The 26,031-nt window shown below is 39.6% G+C and carries 22 protein-coding genes; 4 read left to right on the forward strand and 18 right to left on the reverse strand.

The genetic code is table 11. The annotated features are described in order from the left end of the window. The first annotated feature begins 12 nt into the window (after nucleotides 1-12). Nucleotides 13-657 carry a hypothetical protein gene (locus R3E32_20680; GenBank protein MEZ4887159.1) on the forward strand — a complete coding sequence of 215 codons (645 nt, stop codon included), beginning with the start codon at nucleotides 13-15 and terminating at the stop codon, nucleotides 655-657. A 436-nt stretch (nucleotides 658-1,093) separates the two neighbouring features. On the opposite strand, the gene R3E32_20685 is transcribed toward R3E32_20680, so the two are convergent. The 9 genes from R3E32_20685 to R3E32_20725 form a co-directional block, all read right to left on the reverse strand. Continuing rightward, nucleotides 1,094-1,303 (reverse strand): DUF433 domain-containing protein, encoded by a 210-nt coding sequence (locus tag R3E32_20685; protein MEZ4887160.1) that lies wholly within the window; start codon nucleotides 1,301-1,303, stop codon nucleotides 1,094-1,096. Between the two features lie 130 nt (nucleotides 1,304-1,433). Further along, nucleotides 1,434-2,267 (reverse strand): formyltetrahydrofolate deformylase, encoded by an 834-nt coding sequence (gene purU, locus R3E32_20690; protein MEZ4887161.1) that lies wholly within the window; start codon nucleotides 2,265-2,267, stop codon nucleotides 1,434-1,436. A 304-nt stretch (nucleotides 2,268-2,571) separates the two neighbouring features. After that, the gene (locus tag R3E32_20695) at nucleotides 2,572-3,006 is read right to left on the reverse strand and encodes a pentapeptide repeat-containing protein (protein ID MEZ4887162.1); all 435 of its coding nucleotides are present in this window, start codon (nucleotides 3,004-3,006) and stop codon (nucleotides 2,572-2,574) included. Between the two features lie 108 nt (nucleotides 3,007-3,114). Continuing rightward, nucleotides 3,115-4,074 (reverse strand): pentapeptide repeat-containing protein, encoded by a 960-nt coding sequence (locus R3E32_20700; protein MEZ4887163.1) that lies wholly within the window; start codon nucleotides 4,072-4,074, stop codon nucleotides 3,115-3,117. Nucleotides 4,075-4,182: 108 nt separating this feature from the next. Beyond that, nucleotides 4,183-5,280, reverse strand: coding sequence for a pentapeptide repeat-containing protein (locus R3E32_20705; protein MEZ4887164.1), 1,098 nt, complete (start codon nucleotides 5,278-5,280; stop codon nucleotides 4,183-4,185). 113 nt (nucleotides 5,281-5,393) lie between these two features. Further along, entirely contained in the window at nucleotides 5,394-6,440 is a 1,047-nt protein-coding gene (locus tag R3E32_20710; protein MEZ4887165.1) for a pentapeptide repeat-containing protein, read from the reverse strand. 108 nt (nucleotides 6,441-6,548) lie between these two features. Continuing rightward, nucleotides 6,549-6,914 (reverse strand): pentapeptide repeat-containing protein, encoded by a 366-nt coding sequence (locus R3E32_20715; protein ID MEZ4887166.1) that lies wholly within the window; start codon nucleotides 6,912-6,914, stop codon nucleotides 6,549-6,551. 111 nt (nucleotides 6,915-7,025) lie between these two features. After that, on the reverse strand, nucleotides 7,026-7,358 hold the full coding sequence (locus R3E32_20720) for a pentapeptide repeat-containing protein (GenBank protein MEZ4887167.1): 333 nt from the start codon (nucleotides 7,356-7,358) through the stop codon (nucleotides 7,026-7,028). 567 nt (nucleotides 7,359-7,925) lie between these two features. Beyond that, a complete protein-coding gene (locus R3E32_20725; GenBank protein ID MEZ4887168.1) occupies nucleotides 7,926-8,651 on the reverse strand; it encodes a pentapeptide repeat-containing protein in 726 nt (241 codons plus the stop codon). A 415-nt stretch (nucleotides 8,652-9,066) separates the two neighbouring features. On the opposite strand from R3E32_20725, the gene R3E32_20730 reads away from it, so the two are divergent. Both R3E32_20730 and R3E32_20735 read left to right on the forward strand, forming a co-directional pair. Further along, entirely contained in the window at nucleotides 9,067-11,265 is a 2,199-nt protein-coding gene (locus tag R3E32_20730) for an ATP-dependent helicase (protein MEZ4887169.1), read from the forward strand. 317 nt (nucleotides 11,266-11,582) lie between these two features. Further along, nucleotides 11,583-13,019 (forward strand): ATP-binding protein, encoded by a 1,437-nt coding sequence (locus R3E32_20735; protein ID MEZ4887170.1) that lies wholly within the window; start codon nucleotides 11,583-11,585, stop codon nucleotides 13,017-13,019. Nucleotides 13,020-13,031: 12 nt separating this feature from the next. On the opposite strand, the gene rffA (R3E32_20740) is transcribed toward R3E32_20735, so the two are convergent. Together rffA (R3E32_20740) and rffA (R3E32_20745) are read right to left on the reverse strand one after the other, a co-directional pair. After that, nucleotides 13,032-13,979, reverse strand: coding sequence for a dTDP-4-amino-4,6-dideoxygalactose transaminase (gene rffA / locus R3E32_20740; protein ID MEZ4887171.1), 948 nt, complete (start codon nucleotides 13,977-13,979; stop codon nucleotides 13,032-13,034). Between the two features lie 627 nt (nucleotides 13,980-14,606). Next, nucleotides 14,607-15,734, reverse strand: coding sequence for a dTDP-4-amino-4,6-dideoxygalactose transaminase (rffA, locus tag R3E32_20745; protein ID MEZ4887172.1), 1,128 nt, complete (start codon nucleotides 15,732-15,734; stop codon nucleotides 14,607-14,609). Nucleotides 15,735-15,847: 113 nt separating this feature from the next. Between rffA (R3E32_20745) and R3E32_20750 the strand changes: the two genes are divergently transcribed. Beyond that, a complete protein-coding gene (locus R3E32_20750) occupies nucleotides 15,848-18,436 on the forward strand; it encodes a YfhO family protein (GenBank protein MEZ4887173.1) in 2,589 nt (862 codons plus the stop codon). Nucleotides 18,437-18,441: 5 nt separating this feature from the next. Here the strand turns inward: R3E32_20750 and R3E32_20755 are convergent, their stop codons facing one another. The 7 genes from R3E32_20755 to R3E32_20785 all read right to left on the reverse strand — a co-directional run bounded on the left by R3E32_20755 (nucleotide 18,442) and on the right by R3E32_20785 (nucleotide 26,011). Further along, a complete protein-coding gene (locus tag R3E32_20755) occupies nucleotides 18,442-20,184 on the reverse strand; it encodes a hypothetical protein (protein ID MEZ4887174.1) in 1,743 nt (580 codons plus the stop codon). A 14-nt stretch (nucleotides 20,185-20,198) separates the two neighbouring features. After that, entirely contained in the window at nucleotides 20,199-21,026 is an 828-nt protein-coding gene (locus tag R3E32_20760; GenBank protein MEZ4887175.1) for a sulfotransferase domain-containing protein, read from the reverse strand. Nucleotides 21,027-21,138: 112 nt separating this feature from the next. Continuing rightward, nucleotides 21,139-22,356, reverse strand: a complete 1,218-nt coding sequence (locus tag R3E32_20765; GenBank protein ID MEZ4887176.1) for a hypothetical protein — start codon at nucleotides 22,354-22,356, stop codon at nucleotides 21,139-21,141. A gap of 150 nt (nucleotides 22,357-22,506) precedes the next feature. Continuing rightward, complete coding sequence (locus R3E32_20770; protein MEZ4887177.1) at nucleotides 22,507-23,646, reverse strand: TDP-N-acetylfucosamine:lipid II N-acetylfucosaminyltransferase; 1,140 nt, start codon at nucleotides 23,644-23,646, stop codon at nucleotides 22,507-22,509. A gap of 79 nt (nucleotides 23,647-23,725) precedes the next feature. Further along, nucleotides 23,726-24,610, reverse strand: coding sequence for a sulfotransferase domain-containing protein (locus R3E32_20775; protein MEZ4887178.1), 885 nt, complete (start codon nucleotides 24,608-24,610; stop codon nucleotides 23,726-23,728). Between the two features lie 53 nt (nucleotides 24,611-24,663). Further along, a complete protein-coding gene (locus R3E32_20780; protein ID MEZ4887179.1) occupies nucleotides 24,664-25,551 on the reverse strand; it encodes a hypothetical protein in 888 nt (295 codons plus the stop codon). Next, nucleotides 25,541-26,011: a DapH/DapD/GlmU-related protein gene (locus R3E32_20785; GenBank protein MEZ4887180.1), complete on the reverse strand. Its 471-nt coding sequence runs from the start codon at nucleotides 26,009-26,011 to the stop codon at nucleotides 25,541-25,543. The genes R3E32_20780 and R3E32_20785 overlap by 11 nt, the downstream gene beginning before the upstream one ends. Nucleotides 26,012-26,031: the final 20 nt, after the last annotated feature.

Raw genomic sequence — 26,031 nt, forward strand, 5'->3', positions numbered from 1 at the left:
AACTTCCATCTTATGCCTAATAAAATAAGCAGCACAATAGATTTTTTACACCACCAGTGGCTTCAATTATTTGACGAAAACACAGTAAACGAACCTGTTGTGAAAGAACAATGGCAAAATATACTGAAACATTACCAAGAATCCTCCCGATACTACCACAATTTAACACACCTTCAAGAATTGTTTGAATTACTACTTCCCTTCAAACAAAAATTGGAGCATCCCAAAGCGGTCTATTTTGCTATTTTTTACCACGACATCATTTACAGTTCACTCCGAAAAGACAACGAACTAAAAAGCGCCGAATATGCGGACAAAGTACTGCCTCTATTGAAGGTCGATACCACAACGATTCAATTGGCTTACAGCCTCATTTTAGCCACCAAAGACCATCATGCCCTCTTGCCCTCCAATGATTTTCACTATTTTTTGGATGCGGATTTGGCGATTTTGGGAGCAGATTGGGAAAAATATGAAGCCTATTCCAAGGCGATTCGCCAAGAATACCGACACGTTCCTTCAATCCTTTATAAACGTGGTCGCCGAAAAGTGCTGCAACACCTACTTCAAAAAGCGCCTTTGTACTATACGCCTGAATTTTTTGAACGCTTTGAAGCACAGGCGAGGGCGAATGTGCGGATGGAATTGAAGTTGTAGTAGGTGTTTAAACTTCGGTAGTTTCTGATTAAAACATGGGTGGGTTATGATAAAAGTACAATATTTTGAGTGCTGTAACTACCGAAGTTTTCTTCTTTATTTTTGCACATAAGACTTATCGCTGGCTAAAAGTGTTGATTTTACATAGATTTAGCCACTGATACGATTTTTATTAAAATATAACCGTCTTATTCCCATGGATAAACACCCTATCCTGAAAGACCAACTTCAATGCCCTTGACAAAACGATTTTCTCTATATCCCTACCCACCTTTACCATGTCTTGCCACGTTAAGCGGTGATTTACTTCAATGGAGATTTTTGTAGATTGGAAAAATCTATTCAACCCTCCAAAATCATCAAAGTAATTCCCGTTTTAGTAACGACTATCAATCTCGCTTCCTCCAATTTAGCTGTAATATCTTCCCAATAGTTTCTAAAAAACTGGTTGAGCAGCAAATCCCAAACATGCTAATATATCTGCCTCCTCCAAAAAAGGATAGGCTTCCAAAATATCCTGATGGCTATCTCCTGCCGCCAAATACTCCAAAATGGTTCGTACCGTAATTCGCATCTCTCTGATAATGGGTTTACCATTACAAATTGACTGATTCACTGTAATTCGATTCGCTACTAAGTTTTGCATGCATCTTGATTTTACAATAAAAGTAAACACTTAATGCCTATTCTACAAATAGGAGAGGGAAATGGTTTCCAAACAAATTCTAAAAAACACTTTACAATCTGATTCCCTTAGAAGGTTTGTTTCAGACGAATTAAAATATAACCGTCTTATTCCCATGGATAAACACCCTATCCTGAAAGACCAACTTCAATGCCCTTGACAAAACGATTTTCTCTACATCTCTCCCTGCTTTCGCCATGTCTTGCCACGTCAAGCGGTGATTCACTTCAATGACATTCTGCTCAATAATCGGTCCCTCGTCCAAATCGTCGTTCACAAAATGCGCCGTTGCACCAATGATTTTCACGCCTCGATTGAAGGCTTGTTTGTAGGGATTTGCGCCAATGAAAGCAGGAAGGAAAGAGTGGTGAATGTTGATGATGCGGTTGGAATAATGTTGGACAAAACTCCCATTGAGGATTCGCATATACTTCGCCAAAACCAAATATTCGGGGTTGTAAATCTTCAATGCCTTCAAAATCATCTCCTCGTGTTCTTCTCGTGTTTTGTGGAGGTGGTCAATGTAGTGAAACGGAATCCCAAACTTAGCGACCAAAGGCTGTAAAATGTTGTGGTTGCTAATAACCGCTAAAATATTGGCATCCAATTCGTCATAAGCATATCGAATCAACAAATCTCCCAAGCAATGGTGTTCTTTGGTGACTAAAAGCACGATGTCCTTTTTCTTTTGGGGATTGAGGCGAATGTTTGCCGTATCGGGCAATTCCTTTTGCAGTTTCTCCAAAACCTCATGGGAGTTGCCTTCTCCTGCAAACTCTGTTCGCATAAAGAAGTGATTACTGGAATTGTCGACATATTCATCGTTCTTCAATACATTGAAGTCGCTTTCGTAGAGTGTTTTGGTGATGCGATACACCAATCCTTTTTCGTCGGGGCAGTCGATTAGAAGTATGTGAGCTGTCATTTGTTTATTTGTTTTAAAAGAGTCTTACATTCAAGTCACAAATGCAAGCTTTAAAAGAAACCATCTGTTTCTGCACTAAAACACAAAAGTAGGAAAACTCTAAGCTTAAAAGCAGTGCTTCATCAAAAAATCGCTCAAATTGAAGATGCAGGTTGATGATGTTTTTGATGCACCATTGAAGGGCTTTAAAGAATATAGGTAGCAATCTCATTATTTCCTAAAACGAAAAAGAAAAAGCCGCTAAACGGGTAGGTGTTTAGCGGCTTTGGTTAGGGTTTAGTGTTTTTATTTAGGAAATGTCTACTCAGTTGTCGAGGCGGACTCCTGTTAGGTCGGCTCCTCTTAGGTTGACATCACTTGGGGCGACTCCTCTTAGGCTGGCGAAACTTAGGTTGGCGAAACTTAGGTCGGCTCTAAATAGGTCGGCTCCAATTAGGTTGGCGAAACTTAGGTTGGCTTTACTTAGGTTGGCTTCAATTAGCATGGCTTTCATTAGGTTGGCTTCTCTTAGGTTGGCTTCTCTTAGGTCGGCATCACTTAGGTTGGCACCACTTAGGTCGGTTTTCATTAGGTTGGCTTCTCTTAGGTTGGTTTCTCTTAGGTCTGCCCACATTAGGTTGGCTTCTCTTAGGTCTGCCCACATTAGGTTGGCTTTACTTAGGTTGGCACCACTTAGGTCAACTTCTTTAAAATCTCTTTGTCCTGCGGCATAGGCTGCCAATAATTCTTGTGCGGTCATGTTGTTTTGATTTTGTTGATGAATGAATTTGGTTTAGGAAAATAGAGTGTTGAATAATCGCCGCTCAACGGGTAGGTGTTTAGCGGCTTTGGTTAGGGTTTATTGTTTTTATTGAGGGGTGTAGCCTATTACGTTAGTTAGGATGGCATCCGTTAGGTCGGCTTTTAGGAAGGCTCCCGTTAGGTCGGCTCCACTTAGGTCGGCGTAACTTAGGTTGGCATCACTTAGGTAGGCTTCTCTTAGGTTGGCAGAACTTAGGTTAGCTCCACTTAGGTCGGCATGATTTAGGCTGGCATCACGTAGGTTGGCATCACGTAGGTCGGCTCCTCTTAGGTTGACATCACGTAGGATGGCATCTGTAAGATTGACTCTACCTAGTCCGGCTTCACTTAGGTCGGCATAACTTAGGTAGGCATCACTTAGGTCGGCTTCTCTTAGGTTGGCAGAACTTAGATTGGCTTCTCTTAGGTCGGCTCCTTTTAGGTTGGCTCGAAATAGGAGCGCTCCACTTAGGTTGACCCTAATTAGGATGGCTCCACTTAGGTCGGCTCCTCTTAGGTCGGCTCCTTGAAAACCTATTTGTCCTGCGGCATAGGCAGCCAATAATTCTTCTGCGGTCATTAAGAAAAATTTGGCATCACTTAGTTCGACTTCATATAGGTCGGCATTACTTAGATCGGCATTACTTAGGTCGGCACCACTTAAGTCGGCTTCTAGTAGGTTGGTACCATATAGGTAGGTATAAGCCAGGTTAGTCTGACTTAGCCCAGCTTTAGTTAGATTGGCATCTTTTAGGTGGGCATCAGTTAGGTTAGCTCCACTTAGATTAGCTCCACTTAGGTTGGCTTCATTGAAGAAAGTACAATGTAGATTAGCTCCACTTAGATTAGCTCCACTTAGGTTGGCTTTATCCAATTGGGTTTGCTTTAGGTCAGCCCCACTTAGGTCAGCCCCACTTAGGTCAACTCCAATTAGTTCGGCTCGAAATAGCTTGGCTCCTCTTAGGTCAGCTCCTTTAAAATCTCTTTGTCCTGCGGCATAAGCTGCCAATAATTCTTGTGCGGTCATGTTGTTTTGATTTTGTTGATGAATGAATTTGGTTTAGGAAAATAGAGTGTTGAATAATCGCCGCTAAACGGGTAGGTCTTTAGCGGCTTTGGTTAGGGTTTAGTGTTTTTATTGAGGGGTGTAGCCTATTACGTTAGTTAGGTTGGCTTCGCTTAGGAAGGCATTTCTTAGGTCGGCTCGAAATAGGTTGGCTCCACTTAGGTCGGCTCCACTTAGGTCGGCTTCCGTTAGGTTGGCTCTACTTAGGTCAGCTTCCGTTAGGTTGGCTCCACTTAGGTCGGCTCCACTTAGGTTGACTCCACTTAGGTTGATGCCTCTTAGGTCGGTTCTACTTAGGTTGGCTCTACTTAGGTTGGCTTCACGTAGGTCGGCATTACTTAGGTGGGCATCACGTAGGTCGGTTTGACTTAGGTCGGCTTCTCTTAGGTCAGCATCTGTAAGATTGACTCTACCTAGTCCGGCTCTTCTTAGGTTGGCTCCTCTTAGGTCGGTTTGACTTAGGTCGGCTCTTCTTAGGTTGGCAGAACTTAGATTGGCTTCTCTTAGGTTGGCTCCTTTTAGGTTGGCTCGAAATAGGAGCGCTCCACTTAGGTCGGCTTCTCTTAGCTTGGCTCCTCTTAGGTCGGCTCCTCTTAGGTCGGCTCCTTGAAAACCTATTTGTCTCGCGGCATAGGCAGCCAATAATTCTTCTGCGGTCATTAAGAAAAATTTGGCATCACTTAGTTCGACTTCATATAGGTCGGCATTACTTAGATCGGCATTACTTAGGTCGGCACCACTTAAGTCGGCTTCTAGTAGGTTGGTACCATATAGGTAGGTATTAGCCAGGTTAGCGTGACTTAGCCCAGCTTTAGTTAGATTGGCATCTTTTAGGTGGGCTAATGTTAGGTTAGCTCCACTTAGATTAGCTCCACTTAGGTTGGCTTCATTGAAGAAAGTATAATGTAGATTAGCTCCACTTAGATTAGCTCCACTTAGGTTGGCTTTATTCAAACCGGTTTGCTTTAGGTCAGCCCCACTTAGGTCAGCCCCACTTAGGTTGGCTTTATTCAACTCGGTTTGCTTTAGGTCAGCCCCACTTAGGTCAGCCCCCGTTAGGTCAACTCCAATTAGTTCGGCTCGAAATAGCTTGACTCCATGTAGGTCGGCTCCTTTAAAATCTCTTTGTCCTGCGGCATAGGCTGCCAATAATTCTTGTGCGGTCATGTTGTTTTGTTTTTTGTTTGATGAATGAATTTGGTTTAGGAAAATAGGGTGTTGAATAATCGCCGCTAAACGGGTAGGTGTTTAGCGGCTTTGGTTAGGGTTTAGTGTTTTTATTAAGGGGTGTAGCCTATTACGTCAGTTAGGATGGCATCCGTTAGGTTGGCTTTAGTTAGGTTGGCACCAGTTAAGTCGGCTCCACTTAGGTTGGCAAAAGTTAGGTTGGCTCCTCTTAGGTTGGCGTTTCTTAGGTTGGCGTTTCTTAGGCTGGCGTGACTTAGGTCGGCGTCGCTTAGGTTTGATTTGCTTAGATTGGCACCACTTAGGTCGGCATTTCTTAGTTTAGCCCCCTTTAAGTCGACTTTTGTAAAATCTCGTACTCCTGCGGCATAGGCTACCAATAATTGTTCTGTTGTCATCTTACGATAAAAGCCGATTACACCATTTAGGTTAACGGCAATTAGGTTGATTCCACTTAGGTTGGCTTCACTTAGGTCAGCACCACTTAGGTCAGCTCCACTTAGGTTGGCATCACTTAGGTTGGCTCTACTTAGGTCAGCGCCACTTAGGTTGGCTCTACTTAGGTCGGCTCCAATTAAGTCGGCTCCACTTAAGTCGGCTCCACTTAGATTGGCTTCACTTAGGTTGCTCCCATTTAGGTCGGCTCCACGTAGGTTAGCTCCACTTAGGTCGATGCCACTTAGGTCGGCTTCACTCAGGTTTACATAGTCATCTTCTTCGCTACTAACTACTTCGGCTTTAGTAAAACATCGTTTATATCCTCTGTAAGCATTCAATAATTCTTCTACTGTGATACTAATACTATATCCTATTATACTACTTAGATCGGTATCTTCTACGAAGGTATCCACTAGGTTGGCGTTAGCTAAGTTAGTGTTAGTTAGATTGGTTCTGTTTAGGTTAGCACCACTTAGGTTGGCGTTAGCTAAGTTAGCGTTAGTTAGGTTAGTGCTAGTTAAGTTAGCATAACTTAAGTTAGCGTTAGTTAACTTAGCGTTAGTTAGGTTAACACCATTTAAGAAAGCATCACTTAGGTCAACATCACTTAAGTCAGCATCACTTAGGTCGACACCATTTAGCTCTACGCCTATAAAATCTCTTTGTCCTGTGGCATAGGCTGCCAATAATTCTTGTACGGTCATGTTGTTTTGATTTTGTTGATGAATGAATTTGGTTTAGGAAAATAAGGTGTTGAATAATCGCCGCTAAACGGGTAGGTGTTTAGCGGCTTTGGTTAGGGTTTAGTGTTTTTATTGAGGGGTGTAGCCTATTACATCAGTTAGGTTGGCTTCCATTAGGTAGGCACCACTTAGTTCGGCTCCTCTTAGGTTAGCTCCTCTTAGGTCGGCACCACTTAGATTGGCTCTACTTAGGTTGGCTCCTCTTAGGTCGGCTCTACTTAGGTTGACACCACTTAGGTTGGCTCCCTTTAGGTAGGCTCCCGTTAGGTAGGCTTCACTTAGGTTGGCTTCACTTAGGTCGGCTCCACTTAGGGAGGCTTCACTTAGGTCAGATCCTCTTAGGTCGGCTCCTCTTAGGTAGGCACCACTTAGGTCGGCTTCTCTAAAATCTCTTTGTCCTGCGGCATAAGCTGCCAATAATTTTTGTACGGTCATGTTGTTTTGATTTTGTTGATGAATGAATTTGGTTTAGGAAAATAGAGTGTTGAATAATCGCCGCTCAACGGGTAGGTGTTTAGCGGCTTTGGTTAGGGTTTAGTGTTTTTATTAAGGGGTGTAGCCTATTACGTTAGTTAGGATGGCATCGCTTAGGTCAACTTTAGTTAAGTTGGCACCCGTTAGGTTAGCTCCACTTAAGTTGGCATTACCTATACAAGCATCCGTTAGATTGGCATCGGTTAGATTGGCACCACTTAGATTGGCTTCTTTTAGGTTAACATTAGTTAGGTTGGCACCACTTAGGTTGGTGCCACTTAGATTGGCATTAGTTAGCCAGATATCAGTTAGGTTGATACCACTTAGGTCAACACCCTCTAGCTCGACTGTCTCAAATAATGTTTGCCCTGCGGCACATGCGCTCACTAATTCGTCTCGAGACATTCTCCAAGTAAATTTTAATCCTATCGCTTTAGTAAAGTTAGTGCAAGTTAGGTCGGCACCAGTTAGGTCCACATTAGTTAAATCGGCATTATACAGGTCGGCGTAACTTAGGTTGGCACCACTTAGGTTAGCATCCTCTAGGTTAGCATTATATAGGGATGCCTTACTTAGGTTGGCACCACTTAGGTTGGCACTCTCTAGCTCGGCACTCTCTAGGTTGGCACCACTTAGGTCTGCGCCACTTAGGTTGGTATCAGATAGATTGGAATCCTTTAGATTGGCGTTACTTAGATTGGCGTTACTAAAGTTACTCTCATTTAGGTCACCTTCAGCTAGGGAAGCCCCACTTAGGTTGATACCACTTAGGCTAACTCCTTTTAGCTCGGCATACATCAGATAGAGTTTCGAAAAATCTCTTCGTCCTTGGACATAAGCTACAAATAATTCTTGTTCGGTCATGTTGTTTTGATTTTGTTGATGAATGAATTTGGTTTAGGAAAATAAGGTGTTGATAAATCGCCGCTAAACGGGTAGGTGTTTAGCGGCTTTGGTTAGGGTTTATTGTTTTTATTCAGGGGTGTAGCCTATTACGTTAGTTAGGTTGGCTTTAGTTAGGTTGGCACCAGTTAGGTTGGCTCCAGTTAAGTTGGCACCACTTAGGTAGGCTCTAGTTAGGTTCGCATTAGTTAGGTCGGCTCCACTTAAGTTGGCTCCACCTAGGTCGGCTCCACATAGGATTGTTCCACTTAGGTCGGCATTACTTAGGTCGGCTTTTCTTAGGTCTGCTCCACTTAAGTCGGCTCCACTTAGGTTGGCAAAAGTTAGGTCGGCTTCTATTAGGTAGGCTCGAAATAGGTAGGCTTTACTTAGGTCGGCTTCTCTTAGGTCGGCTTTTATTAGTTCGGCTTCTACTAGCTTGATGCCTCTTAGGTTGATGCCTCTTAGGTCGGTTCTACTTAGGTTGGCTCCAATTAGGTTGGCTCCACTTAGGTCGGCTCCACTTAGGTTGGCTCCAATTAGGTAGGCTCCTCTTAGGTCGGCTTCTCTTAGGTCAGCATCTGTAAGATTGACTCTACCTAGTCCGGCTCTTCTTAGGTAGGCATCACTTAGGTCGGCTCCACTTAGGTCGGCTCCACTTAGGTCGGCTCCACATAGGTTGACTCCACTTAGGTTGATGCCTCTTAGGTCGGCTCCACTTAGGTTGACTTGAAGTAGCTTGGCTTCTCTTAGGTCAGCTCCTTTAAAATCTCTTTGTCCTGTGGCATAAGCTGCCAATAATTCTTGTGCGGTCATGTTGTTTTGATTTTGTTGATGAATGAATTTGGTTTTAAAAAAAATGCTTGTACTGAAAATTGACTTGTTTTCAGTTGCTTTATTCCAATAGACGAATTGAGTGTATCGTTTTGAAGATTTTGTTTTATTTTTTTAAAAAAAAAATTTAACATGAAATGTCCTTGGGGACAAATGAAAATTAAAAATACACGTTGTAATCAATTATTTATGAAATGAACTTTGTAAAGTTATTTTTGAAGCGTTTCTTGGTTAATCCCTATACTGTTAAGGAGGTGAAAGGAAGTAGATAGAACACCTTTTTTCCTAAAACGGAAAAGAAAAAGCCGCTAAACGGGGAGTTGTTTAGCGGCTTTGGATTGAAGTTTGGTGAAAACTCGTTATCTTTATCTAATTATCCAATCTCTAATATCCAACTATGCCCGACCCTAAAAAAGACAAAAACGAACAAGAAGAACAAATTAGCTCCTTTCTCGGCAAATTTGCGGCGTATTTTGAGTCGGATAATACGGCTGAATACGATGAGTATGAAGGAGAACAAAGTGAGTTTGAACGCTTGACCATTGAAGACTATGTAGAGCCGTATATGCCCGAAAATGTGGCGGAGAGGATTCAGCGATTGCAGCAAATAGCGGCTTCAATTGAAGGAAAGGTAATTACGGATGTTGAAAACCACCAACTTCCAACGGATAAAGAATTTTCGATTGACTACAAAAACAGTTTGAATCCGAGTCAATTTTTGGCGGCAACGACATTGAAAGGCAGCATTTTGGTCATTGCAGGGGCAGGCAGTGGCAAGACCCGCACGATTACCTACCGATTGAGTTATATGATAGAAAGTGGAATTCCGCCCGAAAGCATTTTGCTGCTGACTTTCACCCGAAAAGCGGCACACGAAATGGTCAAACGGAGTTCGCAGCTTTTGCAGAACAAGGCGGTTGATAGGGTAATGCGGGGAACTTACCATGCTTTTTCGAATCACATCCTCCGCAAATACGCCAAAATCATCGGACTTTCTGCCAATTTCACCATCATTGATACTGTGGATTCGCAGGATATTATAGACTTGATTCGCAATGAGTTGAACTTCACCAAAAAGAGCCGAGCCTTCCCCCGCAAGAATCGGGTGCAAAACATCATCTCGAAATCCCGCAACTGCAATATCCCTATCAAAAGTGTTTTGGAGCGAGAATACACCGCTTTGTTGGAGTTTGAAGAAGAATTGGTATCTATTGCGAATGTGTATAAAAAGTACAAACGGGGAAACCAGATTTTGGACTACGATGATTTGATGGAGATTTTGCGGGATGCTTTGAGGGACAACCTTCAATTTAGGCGCAAGGTTCAGGCGGATTTTCAGTACATTATGGTCGACGAGTTTCAAGATACCAATGTGGTACAGAAAGAAATTGTGGATTTGATTGCGAAAAAGAACCGAAATTTGATGATTGTAGGCGATGATTCTCAAAGTATTTACGCTTTTCGTGGGGCGAATTTTGAAAATATTTTGACCTTCCCTGCTACCTATCCCGAATGTAAGGTCATCAAATTGGAGCAAAATTATCGAAGTACGCAAGATATTCTGAACTTTACGAATAACATCGTCAAAAATGCCAAAATTGGCTATCCCAAAAAGCTGTTTTCGACCAATGCCAATCAATGGAAGCCCATTATCTGCAAATTTTATGATCAAGAAGAAGAGGCGGATTTCATTGCAGATAAAATCATGGAACTGCGTGAAAAAGACATTTCACTCGACCAAGTAGCCGTTTTGTACCGCAATACTTTTCATGGAAATTTTATACAAGCGGCTTTGCTTCAACGTAATATCCCCTATGTGGTAGTGGGTGGAATCAAGTTTGTGGAGCGGCGACATGTCAAAGACATCATTGCTTACCTTCGGTTGATACTCAATCCATTGGATGCGGTGTCGTGGAATCGAATATTGAAGATGATTTCAGGCATTGGCAAGGTGACAGCGAGTAAAATCGTTGACGAAATCGCCAAAAACAAGGGCAAAATTGACTTTACCAATTTTGAAAAACGCAAATACGGTTCTGCGCTTACCGACCTGCAAGATGCCCTCAACAAGGCTGCAAATCCGAATATTCCGATTGCGTCGAAAATAGATATTTTGCGAAAATACTACACGCCTTTGTTGAAGCTAAAAGAGGACGATTACGAAACCCGACTGAAGGATGTGGAAGTGCTTTATACGCTTGCTTGCCGCTACGAAAACCTCGAAAAGTTTTTGTCCGATTTTGCGCTTGACCCGCCTTCTGCCAAGTTTCAAGACCAAGTGCGTCCACTGATTGACGAAAGTGAGGACAAACCTGTGACGCTTTCCACGATTCACTCTGCAAAAGGTTTGGAGTGGTACGCTGTTTTTGTGCCACATTTGATTGATGGCGTATTCCCGTCTTCTCGTTCATTGAGCAATATTGACGATATGGAGGAAGAACGGCGCTTGTTTTATGTGGCTTGCAGTCGGGCGAAGGAACAGTTGTATTTGACTTTGCCTTCTTATGTTTTTTCTTGGGATCAGACTTATACGATGCCTTCTCGGTTTTTGATTGAAGTGGAGAAGGAGTTGTATCGGGTGGAGGATGAGAGTTGAGTTTTTGAACAAGAACTGGCAGATGCAAAGGAACTTTGCTAAGTGAAACTTTGGCAACAGTTTCCAACTTTGCCAACAGTTGAACGACCCATTTTTGAATAAGAACGCTAGATGGAAATGAACTACTTGTATGATGAGTTCTATATTTAATTTCCCTTCAAATTCCCCTTACACCTTCTCCTTCATTGACATACCGACACAGCGGCGGATAATGAAAAATGATTGCTCGCCATAAGTAGCTCAAAAAACATACTTATGGCGAATAATAAAAAACTATTGGTCGCCGTAAGTGTTTAAGGAGAAAACATTTTCAGTGTATGGAGAATAGAATCATCGGTCGAAAAAAGGAAAGCGAAATCTTAAAACAGGCTTTAGATTCTCACGAAGCAGAGATGGTTTCGGTGATTGGTAGAAGGCGTATCGGCAAAACGTTCTTGGTGACTTCTACTTATCAAGATAAAATTGTGTTTGAACTAACTGGAATTCAAAATGCGTCCTTAAAAACACAGCTTACCAATTTTCGGGATGTACTGGAGGAATCTATGGATATACCCTTTCCTATGGAAGTTCCTAGTGATTGGACAACTGCTTTTCGATTGCTAAAAACTTATTTGAAGCCAAAGTTGGGCGACTACAAAAAAGTGATTTTTTTTGATGAATTGCCTTGGCTCGCAAGTCACAAGTCGGGCTTTTTACAGGCATTTGGGTACTTTTGGAATAGTTGGGCTTCGCGTCAAAACTTGGTAGTGGTCATTTGCGGTTCGGCAGCTTCTTGGATGATTCAAAAGGTGGTCAACAATAAAGGAGGGCTTCACAATAGAATCACGCAAAGGATTGAATTGAAGCCTTTTAATTTAAGCGAAACCAAACAATATCTGCAATCTCGAAACATATTTTTTGATCATTATCAGATTCTACAAATCTATATGGTTTTGGGAGGAGTTCCCCATTATTTGAAGGAAATCAGGCCTGGCAAAAGTGCTATTCAAAACATTGACGAAATTTGTTTTTCGGATACAGGATTGCTGAAAAATGAGTTTGTGAATCTGTATGCGGCTCTTTTTAAAAATGCAGACAAGCATACAGAAGTGATCAGAGCATTGGCAGGCATCAGGAGCGGAATGACCAGATTGGAAATTGGCGAACAACTCAAACTTCAAAGTGGAGGGGGCTTGACAACTATCTTGAATGAACTCGAACAATCTGGTTTCATAGCAAGTTACTTTCCGTTTGGGAAAAAGAAAAGAGCGAAATTGTACCGTTTGACAGACGAATATTCCTTATTTTATCTAAAATTTATGGAAACAAGGGTGCAAGGTGGACAAGGAACCTGGAAACACCTTAGTCAGACACAGACCTACAAATCGTGGAGTGGATATGCTTTTGAAAGCATCTGCCTCAAACATTTGGCACAAATCAAGAAGGCTTTGGGCATTTCGGGGGTATATGCTTTGTCTTCGACCTTTTACAAAAAGGGAAATTCTGCGGAAAAAGGGGCACAAATTGACTTGTTGTTGGATCGAAATGACCACGTAATCAACTTATTTGAAATTAAGTTTTACAACGATGAATGGAGTCTGACTAAAATGATGGCAGATGAATTGAAAACGAAAAAAAGTGTCTTTAAAAGATATACAAACACCAAAAAGCAAATTTTTTGGACACTCATCACTACTTTTGATTTGCAACACAATCAGCACAGTTTAGGCTTGATAGACAATATTTTGACAATGGATGTTTTGTTTGAAGCCTAAAACACGTATTTTCTACTCTGTGTAAAAACTTCTCACACACTCCAAGACCCTCATCTGCTCTGATTCCTTCAATTCAAAAAACAGTGGCAATCGCACCAAACAATCTGCAAAGCGCTCACAATTGGGCAATTCTCGACCATCGTGTTTGGAGGCATAAAAGGGACTTAGGTGGAGAGAGAGGTAGTGGAAAACAGCGTGAATGTCGTTTTTGCGGAGATGTTGAATCAAGGCAGTGCGCTCTGATAAGCTGTTGCAGGTGAGGTAAAAAAGGTGTCCATTGTTGGTGGCGAAATTGGGAATATAGGGTAATTGAAGTTTTCCTTCTTGTTGAAGGGGCTGCAATTCGTCAAAATACCTTTTCCAAATAGATTTTCTTTTCGCTTGAATTTGAGGCAGTTCTTCAATTTGAGCATACAAAAAAGCAGCGACAATTTCGGAGGGCAAAAAAGAAGACCCGACATCCATCCATCCGTATTTATCGACTTCTCCCCTAAAAAATGCCGAACGATTCGTACCTTTTTCCCAAATAACTTCTGCTCGCTTCGCAAATCGAGCATCGTTCACCGCCAACATTCCGCCCTCTCCTGCAATGATGTTTTTGGTCTCATGAAACGAAAAAGCTGCCAAATCTCCAATGCCTCCCAATGGTTTTCCTTTGTAAAAAGCATCTATGGCTTGCGCTGCATCTTCAATAATAGCCAAACCATGCTTGTCTGCAATCGCTTGTATGGCATTCATATCACAGGCAATTCCTGCATAATGCACTACGACAATGGCTTTGGTTTTGGAGGTAATCAAGGCTTCAATTTTAGAGGGGTCTATATTGGGATGATTCGGCAAACTATCTGTAAACACGATTTTTGCGCCCCGCAATACGAAGGCATTGGCGGTCGAAACGAAGGTGTAGGCAGGTATGATGACCTCATCTTCTGGCTGTATGTCCAATAAGATTGCAAACAATACCTTGTTCCAATCTTCGAAGAACTCCTTTTGAGTTTCTTACGAGCCATACTAAAAGTACTTTGCCACCAGTTCGTCTAATGCTCCGATTTGTGAAAAGAAATCTATTAGTTCCACAGACAAACTTCTCTTTAAACAATTTAGTATCAATAGTGTAACTTCTGAAAGTCAGCTTGCATTTACGAGTAAATGCACTATTGTGAACACAGTATTTTGATTTTTCATGTTCTGCTCTTCCATAAACTTTTTAACTCAGAGATAATCTGTAAATTTACTGCTCGCATTAGAGGATTTTTAGTGATTTTCAAGTAATTGTATGAATCTGTAAAATTACTATATTATCTCCTCTTGCTTTTTTTACCTTAATTGAATGACATTGGATCGAAATGACCACGTAATCAATTTATTTGAAATTAAGTTTTACAACGATGAATGGAGTTCCGACTAAAATGATGGCAGATGAATTGAAAACGAAAAAAGTGTCTTTAAAAGATATACAAACACCAAAAGCAAATTTTTTGGACACTCATCACTACTTTTGATTTGCAACACAATCAGCACAGTTTAGGCTTGATAGACAATATTTTGACAATGGATGTTTTGTTTGAAGCCTAAAACACGTATTTTCTACTCTGTGTAAAAACTTCTCACACACTCCAAGACCCTCATCTGCTCTGATTCCTTCAATTCAAAAACAGTGGCAATCGCACCAAACAATCTGCAAGCGCCACAATTGGGCAATTCTCGACCATCGTGTTTGGAGGCATAAAAGGGACTTAGGTGGAGAGAGAGGTAGGAAAACAGCGAATGTCGTTTTTGCGGAGATGTTGAATCAAGGCAGGGCGCTTCCGATAAGCTGTTGCAGGTGAGGTAAAAAAGGTGTCCATTGTTGGTGGCGAAATTGGGAATATAGTAATTGAAGTTTTCCTTCTTGTTGAAGGGGCTGCACTCCGTCAAAATACCTTTTCCAAATAGATTTTCTTTCGCTTGAATTTGAGGCAGTTCTTCAATTTGAGCATACAAAAAAGCAGCGACAATTTCGGAGGGCAAAAAAGAAGACCTCGACATCCATCCATCCGTATTTATCGACTTCTCCCCAAAAATGCCGAACGATTCGTACCTTTTTCCCGCAATAACTTCTGCTCGCTTCGCAAATCGAGCATCGTTCACCGCCAACATTCCGCCCTCTCCTGCAATGATGTTTTTGGTCTCATGAAACGAAAAAGCTGCCAAATCTCCAATGCCGCCCAATGGTTTTCCTTTGTAAAAAGCATCTATGGCTTGCGCTGCATCTTCAATAACATACAAACCATGCTTGTCTGCAATGGCTTGTATGGCATTCATATCACAGGCAATTCCTGCATAATGTACTACGACAATGGCTTTGGTTTTGGAGGTAATCAAGGCTTCAATTTTAGAGGGGTCTATGTTGGGATGGTTCGGCAAACTGTCTGCAAACACGATTTTTGCGCCCCGCAATACGAAGGCATTGGCGGTGGAAACAAAGGTGTAGGCAGGTATGATGACCTCATCTTCTGGCTGTATGTCCAATAAGATTGCAGACATTTCGAGGGCATCGGTGCAGGAGGTGGTGAGGAGTGTTTTTTTGAAGTGGTATTGGTTTTCAAAGAATTGCTGACATTTTTTGGTAAAATGCCCATTTCCTGAGATTTTTCCTGTTTGGATGGCTTCTTGAATGTATTGGAGTTCGTTGCCGATGATGAAGGGGCGGTTGAAGGGGATGTGGTTGGTCATTTGAGATTGGTTTTGGAGTAAAATTACGGAATAACTGGTAAATAGTGGTTCTGTTAGGAACTCTAACGGCTTATGCTTAATTTTGGCTGCTCTTTTCACCAAAAAGTAACCAAGTGAATTCTCAAGAAAATACGCAACAAAAACCCCTTCGTAAAAAGCGAAAGAAACAGGTGACTACACCTTTTGATAAATTGGTGGGGCAATACAGTATTTGGCTGTTATTGGGGCTGACAATGGTTTTGGGGTTTGTTATTTTTTGGGACTACCTGTCATTGCATAAAATCTTTTATTTCAAGGATATCGGTAGTGATTCGGTGAATCAGAACTTGGCGGATATTCTCAACAAGGCACTGTATGGTATTGGACATTTTGACTTATCCAATTGGAGCTTTTACCATGCCATGGGTATGCCTCATTCCGGTGGTAGCAATAATTTTCGGATTCCAAATTCTGTAAATATTCTTAGTGACATTTCTCAGTTTTTTCAGGGAAATTCAGCGGTATATGCTGTGTCTTACAAATTGTGGCTGAACTGGGGTATCTGTGCTATTTTGGGTTTTCTGTATTTGAGGGTATTGGGATTGAATCGTTTTACGGCTGTTGTAGGTGGACTTTTGGTAGCTTTTTGTGGTCAAAATGTGGCATCGAGTACTTGGCATTCCGAAATCTTCCATATCCATCGGTGTCTAATTATCCTTTTGTCCTTCGAACTGCTGTTGTCTCGCCGTATATGGTGGTTGTTACCGATTGCCTTATTTACTTTGTCTATTCCAGACTTGTATTTCTATACCGAATTTTTGGCGGTTTATGGACTTGTGCGAATTGTAGCAAAATTTGGCTGGAATTGGAAAAAGATTGGAATTGTTGGTCTGCAAACCGCAGGGTTGGGCTTGCTATCCATTGTTTTTCGTGCGCCCAACTTTTTAAGGAGTGTTCAGAAAGTGTTGGATTCACCTCGGGTAAGTGGCCCATCTTCTTATGCAGGACAACTGATGGATACACCCATTTTCGGTTTTGACAAGGCGATCAACTATGCAACAGCTATTTTGCGGACGTTTCACAATGATATCATGGGCATTGGAAGTAATTTTCAGGGATGGCACAACTACCTCGAAGCACCTACTTTTTATATTGGTATGCTTACCTTGTTGTTGGTTCCTCTGGCTTTTCCCTACTTCAATCGCCGACAAAAAATAGTCTATGGGAGTTTGTTGTTATTTTGGACTTTGATTATTACTTTTCCTTTTTTCCGATATGGGTTCTATAAATTTGCAGGGACGTACTACAAAAAAGCACTTTCTACCTTCATTCCCATTAGTTTGTGGCTTGTCGGAATGCAAGCACTTCATGTCATTACAAAAGGAAGGCAATTGAAATGGTGGTGGGTAGGAGGTTCTCTCTTAGCTTTGTTGGGAGTGTTGTATTTTCCTTATCCCATTGCTCAAAATGCCATTACACAATCTATTCGTCTAACGGTAACGGGGTTTATGATGGTTTATGCTCTGTTATTGCTGCTGTTATCGCACAAAAAGTACCGCCGTTTTGCATTTGCAGGCATATTGCTTGCCGTTATTGGTGAGGTCATTGTTTTCAACTATTCCACTCTCAACAAACGACCTGTCATCACGCAAGAGGAGATGAACAACAAAATGGGCTACAACGATTTCACTATTGACGCAGCCGACTATTTGAGAGAAACAGACACTACATTCTACCGAGTCACCAAAGATTATTCCTCTGGTTTGGCGCAACACAGTAGTATCAACGATGCACTGGCACAAGGCTATTACAGCACTCCTTCTTATCAGTCACACAATCCTAAACACTATATTGATTTTTTGACTGCAACAGGTACAATCGGTACCCATGACTTTGATACAAGGTGGTCCATGGGGGTTCGTGACCATCCGATTTTGTTGAGTTTGGTGGGAACCAAATATGCTTTTACCAAAAGTGGCGGGAAGAATTTTGTGGATCGAGGTTATACGAAACTTCATAAGGTGGGGGATGTAAATATTTTACACAATAGTTTTTACCTGCCACTTGGAGTGGGGTACAATCACTATTTGCTCTACGAAGATTTCCAAAAACTCAAACCACTCGAGAGGGAAATTAGTTTGCTAAAAGCGGTCGTTTTGACGAAAGAACAAGCTGCAAAATATCCACAACTGCAACAGCTTTCGCCCGATGGGATTAATGAAAACTACAGCAACCTGCAATATGAGGCTGATATTAATTTACTGAAGTCTGATTATATGCAAATCATTGCAGTAGATAAAAAAGCAAGTGAAATAAAAGGAACGATTTCACTCAGCCAACCAAAAATGTTGTTTTTTTCGATTCCCTATGATAGCGGTTGGGAGCTATCAGTAGATGGTCAGAAGGGAGACTTAGAAATTGTGGATGTTGGTTTGATGGGGGTGATGCTTCCTGCTGGTACGCATGAAGTTGTGCTACAATACAACTTACCCAACCGCACTTTGGGAATAGTGGTGATGTTGTTGGCTTTCGCTTTGTTTTTGTTTGCAATTGGGTGGCAGTATCGCCATAAGGTTATCCGTCCTTCATGGCTATATGCAGGTTTGGGAGTCATTTTTGGGTTGGTTCTTCTGCCGATTCCTTTGTCAAACCTTCTGATTGGGATTGTTTTTGTAGGAATGTTGATGTTGCTACCTAAAGCGAAGATTTCATCTTTGTTGTAATTGGATTATTTGGGTGTTTCGCATATTTCGTAATAAAAGGCCCTTGCAGGTTTCATCAATGTTTGATTTAGGTAGTCTCCTTGTATCATTTCTTTTTCTAAGGCGGGTTCCATTTTAGCAGTAAGACGGTATTCGTGCATCAATAAAAGAACATTCCAGCCAGGATAAGCAGCCAATGTACGGCAGAAATCTTTTTTCGTGCCAATCAAGGGAAGCCCCAGTGGGCCTACTATTGTGCCATCTGCCTGTTTTTGGTAAATCTGTTCTCCTCCATGCCTTGTTCTTTCTCCTAACGATACTGTACTATTAACGGGCATGGTATTGAGTGTATCGGGGTATTGTGAGAGTAAAAAAATGAGGTTGTTGTCCAATAAACTCAAAGAAAACAAAGCATGATTGCTGATGACCAAGGTGTTTTCTCGTTTAGCAATATCATGCACTTGCTCTTGATAGTTAGTGGTTAATCTGGGTACTATACTGAAATTGTAGTGCATGTCAGGTAAGTCGGTTAATGGCAATATGGAAAACACAAAAGGACTTGCTATCATGCTAAAAATCAGTACACGCTTTCCTGAAAATTGCTTTCTCACATTTTTGACCAAAAAACGATAGATTGCTGTAAGACACAAGGCTAAAAAGAGTAAATACTGAACATGAACGACGAAAAAGTAGCGGTTGTAACCTGAATAACCTGCATAATTGCTATCCAATAAAAACAGCAGCAGTACGAAACTAAATAGGGTTGAAGCCAAAGTGATTTTCCAAAAAAATATGCCTGATTTTTTTAAAATCGGCAGTTGCCAAGTTGCAAAACCTACAATGAATACGGTCGTTATTATTCCGAATATAGAAGTATTGAAGTTGAGTACGCCAAAGGCTTCAATTGCAGTAAAGGAGAAATCCACTTTTTGAATTCTACTTAAAAATGCTTGAATAGGGTTTCTGTTTCCAAAAGGCAGTACACTGTTTATAATCCCTGATGCCAACAATACTCCAATGATAAACAAACCTGCCAATACGATTAGGCTTCTTATTTTGTTTTTTTGACTGACATTTGGGGCGAGGAAGATGCGCTGCAAAATGACTGCGACGCTGAACATCGTCCAAAAGGCAGGCAATACATAGTTGGCGGTGTGAATCAATCCTCCTGGTATCCATGCGATGAGTAAAACAAGGGGAATTTTTTTCCACAAAGGTTGTTGCCACCTGAAGTAGCAATAACTGGCCAGTATATGGCAAACCAATACGAAAATCAGCGTGAAGCTGTAGTATCTAACATAGTGAAATGCACTGCTTGCCCAAACTGACGCACCAATAAGAATAAACAAGAAGGCAAAAGTAGGGAGCGGCAATAGGGTTCGTTTGAAGAAAACGTATAAAAAAAGCGGTAGAGAGGCAAATAGAAAAAAGTAAAATAAATTGGATAGATATTTCCATTCGACTCCCAATGTTTTAGCCACTTTATAGACAAAAGCTCGAAGGTAATACTCTACTGCATACTGCCTTACCTTGGTATATCCTTCTTCTGGGTAATTGGCATTGTAGGCGACTTGATGATTGGAGGGTTTTAACTGAGGCTCTCCTGTTTCGGCAGTTGCAATAGTTGCATTGACTACCCAAAGTTCATCAGAAACAGGGATTAGGTGTGACAATGAGCTTACTCTTTGTTGCAATAAAATACCCGCAGTAAACAATGCCATTGTAAAAATGACGATGTTTTGTAGGTAAATCTTTTTTTTAGTGGTCATGAATACTGTATGGTTTATTTTACTATCTTCAATACTGTCTTTTGAAAAGGAGACAAGATGCTTTTCCACTTATCATCATTTTTTTGCATCTTGAATCCATTTCTAAATTGGGTTGTCACTCCTGTATTCCCAGTGGTCACATGATAAGTTCTTTTTTTCAATTGTTCTACATAGTTGTCATAACTCACTCCCAAAAAATCTCCTATTTGATTCATGGTAGAAGAAGTGTTTTGGCTTAGTTCTGCATAATCAACCACTAAATAATCCATGTTGGAATGGTAGGATAAAAACCTTTTTACCAAAAAATGCTGCAATTTATAGATAAGCAATCCTTCCCAAAAACCTCGGTAGTTTCTTTTGGCAAATGATGCAACATTGGATTCTATATTCATATCAATATAAATTACCTTTAAATTTATGTTTTTGCAATTCATCAAATAAGCCAACCTCCATAGACTTTTGGAGGCATCCAACATATACATACCTTCTTCTTGTTTTTGGTCTTTCTGCATGTGGTGGAGTATTTTATGGTCTTGTGTATCAGACAATTGATTGGCTATCAAATCTCTTTTCAACAATATTTTCAATGCTATTTTGATTTTTCTCAGCAGACTTTCTTCAATGTAAGGAGTATATACATTTTCATATTTAGACCAAAAGGAACAATTGGGTATTTCCTGTCCACAAGTACACAAACGATTGGGATTTTTTTCTCTCTTTTCTTTTATCTGTTTCAATTCACCGAGATTGCATACTTGTTTGGAGGAGCCTATTAGATAGCTTAAGAGAGTAGAACCACTGTAACTCACGCCAAGTATGTATATTAAGTCTATCTTTTTCATTCAGTCTAAATATTTTGTGCAATATTAGTAGTTTCAGTTAATAAAAACAAAAAGGTGATGACTTTATAAAAAGTCATCACCTCAATATTTTCTAAATCAGCGAATTAGTATTTTATTTTACCTTTTTAGAAATTTGTTTTTTTAGCTGAGTATTTTCTTCTTTCAAGGCTTTTATTTGTTCGTTCATTTGGATCAAATACAGTTTGTTTTCTTCAATTTGACGCAATAAAATGGGGAACATCTTAGAAACATCAATACCTTGATTCGCTACTTGTTCAGCAGAAGGCACATTGGGAAGGTGTCCATATTGAGCAATGTGTGTTCTCACTTCCTCTAAACTCATTAGTTGATAACCGTTTTTGAAAACGTAATCCGCCCAATCTCCCGATCCTTCAATCGCTACTTTCAATCGTTCGGTCATGATGCCTTTTTCGACAAAAAGATTGTAATCGGTACTTGCAACATCTAAACTCACATCTCCAATCCAAACTTTGCCATCGCTGTAATGAATATCATTGCCTGATTGTGTCCAAACAGTAGAACCGCCACTGCCACCACAAGCATTCGGGCAGGAACCGCCACAGTCTATGCCTGTTTCGTCACCATTTTGGATGCCATCACTACAGGTTGCACAAGCATTCGGACAAGAACCTCCACAGTCTATACCTGTTTCATCACCATTTTGAATACCATCACTACAAGTAGCACAAGCATTCGGGCAAGAACCGCCACAGTCTATGCCTGTTTCGTCACCGTTTTGGATGCCATCGGTACAGGTAGGGCCTGTACTTGGAACATTAAAAGATGCTTTTGCACTTCCAATAGTTGCACCCACTTGATTCATTGATGCTACTCCATAAAGAATAGTATTGGCATTAATTCCTGTTGTAGAAAACAATTCATTTCCATTTTTTTGATAAGAGATAGTTGTTCCACTTCTTTGCACCCTTATTACGTCACCTACATTATAGGAAGAAAGATTAGAACCACTTTTCAACGACCCATTTTCATACACACGCAAAACACCGCTTCCTGTAAAAAACATCGCAAAATCAATAGTATTATAATTGGTATGACTACTTGAAATATCCAATCCAAAACCCTTGCCTTTGGTATTCTCTTGTACTGTCATTTCAATCCAACCATCGGTATTTGCAGCCAATTCGTTTTCTGATCCTGCGCCACCATTCCAACCATTACTACCTGTTTTAGTTAGGGTATTACCACTTGCATTACACCCAACAGTATTTGTCCAAATAAAATCAAAATTTTGAGAGGATAGCAACTGCGAAATACTTAACAATAATAGAAATGAGAAAAGATGTTTCATGATACTTTTATTTTGAGCTTTTAAATTTCTACAAATTTAGTATAATTAATCTAAATACACTACGCATGGTATGTCACCTACACGATTATTTTATAATTTTTACTTACAACTGAAAAATAGGGTTTCATTGTGATGTTACCAGACTAAAAATCATGAAAAAAGTGTTTTATAGACCTCCTCTATGCCTTCCTTTAAAAAAAAATCTTCTATAATTTGTCTATTTTTAATTTGATCTTCTTTGGTTATCTTCAAATCGAGGTTTATACTATTACCTTCAATAGAAAAAACCTTAACTCCAATTTTTTCTAAAAAACGGAAAGTAGTTATTTCAGGGTACATGAACACCGTTTTTCCCAAATACAAAAATATAATAATGTTTCCCATGCCTTGTGACCGCAAATGCCCCATCACACAAACATCTATTTGTTCTAAAAATGTGAAATAATCAGGGTAGTTATAATATTTTGTTATTCCATGAAAATTTTCTTTGTACAATGATGTTCCATTTTCTATGACAAGGTCTATATATTTTGAGTTCCCATAAGAAAGAGGAACCCATACCTCCAAATCATCCCTATTAGGTATCTTTTTAAACAGATCTAAGTGATTATTAGTTGGATCTCCAGAATTACCAATAAGAATATGGGTGTTATTGGGGTTTATCGAAAAGGGACTTTTACCAACTGTAGTGTTGTGTTTTAAATTCCAGTAAAATCTTGAGTAAAAGAATTTTTTAAATTTAGCTCCAGTCTGAAAATACGATTTCAGCAACTCGTAATCATATATATTATAATGATATATAAAATCTACTTTCCTCAGAGATTCTTGCCTTAGCCGTTTATCCCTCTTTATTAGAAAAGGTTTTGCTATTTCTAGCAAGTTTCTAAATGGAAATTTATTCAATAATTTTTTCTTATAGCCAGGATGTAGTAAAACAATTCTCTCTGACTCGGAATCATATAATGGGAAAACAATTCCTGAGTCGGTATAAAAATCTATTCCCCAAAAAATCCATGCAACTTTACAATGTGTTTTAGTCTTAATGAGCCATTTGGTAACGTCTCTTCGCATATTGTGGATAATAAGGGTGTCTTCTGCTGATAAACTTTCAATATTTTCCTTTAAAGTCTTACTCCATAACTTTGCTTCCACTACCATAGGTTCTTTTACATACTTAAATGGTTTAGAGCTTCTACATAAAAATATATTATTATTAATATCTCCAAATAAGTCAATAGTTTTTATAAAATCATCTGTAAACTTTTCATCTAAAACTAAGTGAACATTCATTTAATTATATTTATTTTTTTCATACAATGAATCAGCAATGAAATTAAAACATTGGAAAAAAGATTGAATGTCATATTAATTACCAATCAAATCTTGTTTGTATTAGCTCGTATAAATCCTCATTGTAAGGTGCATAAAAAGTTTTCAATTGTTTTTTAGTAGTTTCACTGATTTTTTCTCCATAGCTTCTCTGGTGAGAAGGTTTAAGAATTTTTGTATCCCATCCCCTAAATCCTTTCACATCTAAAAATACCTCTATTTTTTTAAATACTTCCACCATATTGTTTTTTAGTTCATTCATCTCTATTATAAGCAATTGAGACGAATGAAAAAACTTCAAATATTCTCTTATCTGTTTTGCATACAATCCCCTTCTCAAAAAATTATGCCCTTCAGAAAAATCATCAAATTTAGAATAGTTTAACTCTGTTTCAACAAAATATTCAAAAGATGGGAATGGGTGATGCTCGACAATATTTAAAATCATTTCTCGCTGCTTATCATTCGCAAAAACAGCATTTACCTCCAATAATCTTTTCCGTGAAGCATCATTTTCTACTTTCTGTTTAAACATATTCCAAGCAGAATAAGCCCTACTTACAGGATCTCGCAATACGATGATTAATTTAATAGAGGGAGAGTACTCGTAAATCCTTTTTGCTACATTTGGAAAGAACAAATATTCAGGAGTAGCTTCATAGCTTAGGCTTTGTTTGCTAAAACTTGGTATGAATTGCTTATTATACCAATTCCTTCCTTTTGCATACATTTTATCTCTATGGAAAAACCCAATTTCCTTTTCAAAAGATCTTGTTAATTGGGGGTGACAGCATAGGCTATCAAAAAGCGTGGAAGTTCCTGCTTTTTGCGCTCCAATAATAAGAAATGCTGCATTTTGATTTTGAATCAAATTTAATCGAGAAATCCCTTTGTATATTAAATTTTCTGTTTTTCGTACTATCATACTTAAATAGGATTTATGTGGCTTTGTAAGACAAAACAGTAACTTAATTTAAGTTAAAGAGATTTTGATTTCCATTTTGGAACTCCCGACAATTTCTCAGTAGAATTTTTCAGCCACCTTGCAGGTGTACCAACATAAACGCCTGATTTCTCCAATGTCCCAATAACAGTACTTCCTGCACCAATGATAATATCAGTTCCTTTTATTTTAGCACCAGGAGATAGAATAACGCCACAGCCTAAAAAAGTATAGTCTGCTATATAAACAGACCCACCTAGCTTAATACCATTAGCAAAATGGCAATGCTTACCAATATAACAACCATGTCCAATAAGCGTTCCATGTGCAATACAAGTTCCTTTATCAATAACAGTGGACTCGTTTGCAGAACCTCTAACAATTTCTATCAGCGATCCTATCCTACAATCTTCTGCAATGACTACATTACCCAATTGTTCAAGATAAACCTTTTCCCCTTTATTCCATACCCACATTACACCAGTTGAACCAATAACAGTTCCCGATTCAATAATCGTATTCTTGCCTATAATCGTTTCAGAATGTATCGTAATGTTCGCATGTATTTCTACATTATCTGCAATAGTACAATTGCCAATTACACATCCAGGCCCAATTTCTACATTTTGTCCTATCTTACATTCAACATGGATATATGACTTATACCTCTCGACATAAACCATTTTATCCGTTTCTAAATAATCCTTTTTGAACTGCTTAGATAGTTGATAAAATTCCAACTGCGGATTTTCAACGTGTATAAATTCAATGGTATCAGAGTGAGGAAGAGATGGTGTAAAACCAATTTGGCATATCAACGTACAATTTTTCAAGTGTGATATGTGAGAAGGGTCGTTACCCGAATAATAGGTAATCGCTCCTTCTTTTGCATTTTTTAATACAGAAAGATAATTACCCTTCATTCTTTTTGTAGAATTTTGCAGGTGATCCAAACCAAATTTCATTATCGCCAACATTGCTTCTTACCTGAGAGCACGCACCAATAATAGAATTATTACCTATACTAAAACCAGGCATCAAAGTTACATTTGCACCTATAAGGACATTGTCGCCTATACCTTTGACTACCTTAACATTATCCTCCTCTAAGTTAGGAGTATCTGTTAATACAAAACTATATTTTATTATTGTATTAGAACCTACAATAGCATTGGCAGATATTGTGCATCTACTTCCAAACTTAGTATTGTCCCCAATAACTACATTTTCTCTAATTTCGCAGTATGCTGTAAATTTGCAGTTTTTACCTATTACTGCTCCTGTTCTTACTATACAAAAAGGGCCTATTTTAGTATTGTCCCCTATAGTCACTCCATCTTCTATATAAGCTAAAGGATGAATACTTACATTTTTTCCAATCATTTGAATATAAATTTTAGATT

The sequence above is a fragment of the Chitinophagales bacterium genome (assembly GCA_041392475.1).
In the GTDB taxonomy this organism is placed as follows: domain Bacteria; phylum Bacteroidota; class Bacteroidia; order Chitinophagales; family UBA2359; genus JAUHXA01.